Source organism: Dankookia rubra (genome assembly GCF_004355005.1).
Taxonomy (GTDB): domain Bacteria; phylum Pseudomonadota; class Alphaproteobacteria; order Acetobacterales; family Acetobacteraceae; genus Paracraurococcus; species Paracraurococcus ruber_A.
This window is the reverse complement of the sequence record NZ_SMSJ01000265.1, coordinates 1-1,328: the sequence shown is the minus strand read 5'-3', so window position 1 is coordinate 1,328 and position 1,328 is coordinate 1. Positions and strand designations below refer to the sequence as shown.

The 1,328-nt window shown below is 67.2% G+C and carries 1 protein-coding gene; it reads right to left on the bottom strand.

Annotation, left to right across the window (positions count from 1 at the left end):
- Positions 1 to 47: 47 nt before the first annotated feature.
- Positions 48 to 1,271 (bottom strand): IS256 family transposase, encoded by a 1,224-nt coding sequence (locus tag E2C06_RS36455; protein WP_133293384.1) that lies wholly within the window; start codon positions 1,269 to 1,271, stop codon positions 48 to 50.
- Positions 1,272 to 1,328 lie beyond the last annotated feature (57 nt).

Sequence of the window (1,328 nt, the reverse complement as noted above, 5' to 3'; positions counted from 1 at the left end):
GGGAGTGTCAGGAATTCCGTGTGCGTCCGGTCGGTTGAACGACACGGTCAGGCCAGGGCTTTGGTGAAGCGCTGGCCGAACAGGACGGCGAACTGAGCCTTGGCCATGGCCCACTCGCGTGCTGGCATCCTCCACTCCCGCTCGGTCCTGTTCAAGACGAGATAGAGCAGCTTCAGGGCGGCTTCATCGGTGGGGAAATGGCCTCTGGTGCGGACCGCGCTGCGCAGCTTGGCGTTCAGGGCCTCAATGGCGTTGGTCGTGTAGAGCAATCGACGCATGTCGGCGGGAAAGGCATAGAACGGCACCACCTCCGTCCAGGCGCGCCGCCAGCTCGGCCCGATGGCGGCGTATTTCCGGCCCCAGGGCCCGGCCTCGAACGCCGTCAGGGCGGCCTCGGCCGCCGCCGGGTCGACGGCACGGTAGATGTCCTTCAGCGCCGTCGCCACGGCCCGGCGGTCCTTCCAGGAGACGAAGTCCAGGCTGTGCCGGAGCAGATGGACAATGCAGGTCTGGACGGTGGTCTCGGGGAACGCGGCCTGGATCGCCTCGGGGAAGCCCTTCAGCCCGTCCACCACGGCCAGGAGAATGTCCTCCACGCCGCGGTTGCGGAGTTCGTTCAGCACCCGCAGCCAGAACTTGGCGCCCTCGTTCTGCTCGAGCCAGAGGCCGAGGATTTCCTTGGTGCCGTCGGCCCTGACGCCGAGCGCGATGTGCACCGCCTTGTTGCGGACCAGGCCTTCGTCGCGGATCTTCACCCGCAGCGCATCGAAGAAGACCAGGGGGTAGACCGGCTCGAGCGGCCGGGCCTGCCAAGTGGCGATCTCCTCCAGCACCGCGTCGGTGACCGCGCTGACCAGGTCGGGCGAAACCTCGAGGCCGTACAGCTCCAGCACATGCCCAGCGATCTCACGGGTGCTAAGGCCGCGGGCATAGAGCGACACGATCTTCTCGTCGAAGCCGGGGAAGCGCCGCTGGTATTTGGCGATCAGCTGCGGGTCGAAGCTGCCCTGCCGATCGCGCGGCACCTCGAGCGCGATCCGCCCGCCGGTGTCGGTCAGCACCGTCTTGCGGCCATAGCCGTTCCGGCTGTTCCCGGCGCCCGCCTCGCCACCGAGATGGTGGTCCATCTCGGCATTCAGCGCCCGTTCGGCCAGCGCTTTCTTCAGCTCATCAAGCAGACCGCCCTGCTGCAGGGCGGTCGCGGCATCCGTGCCGGACAGCAGCTGGTCCAGCAACTCATCAGCGATGTGCGGCGCCTTCCGTCGAGCCATGGGGGAGCTCCTTCCATTCCCTCATGACCGGCAACACACGGAAATGCCGACAGTCCC

Excerpts from the sequence above, each read along its gene's own strand:
- E2C06_RS36455 (WP_133293384.1), bottom strand. The coding sequence starts at position 1,271 with ATGGCTCGACGGAAGGCGCCGCACATCGCTGATGAGTTGCTGGACCAG.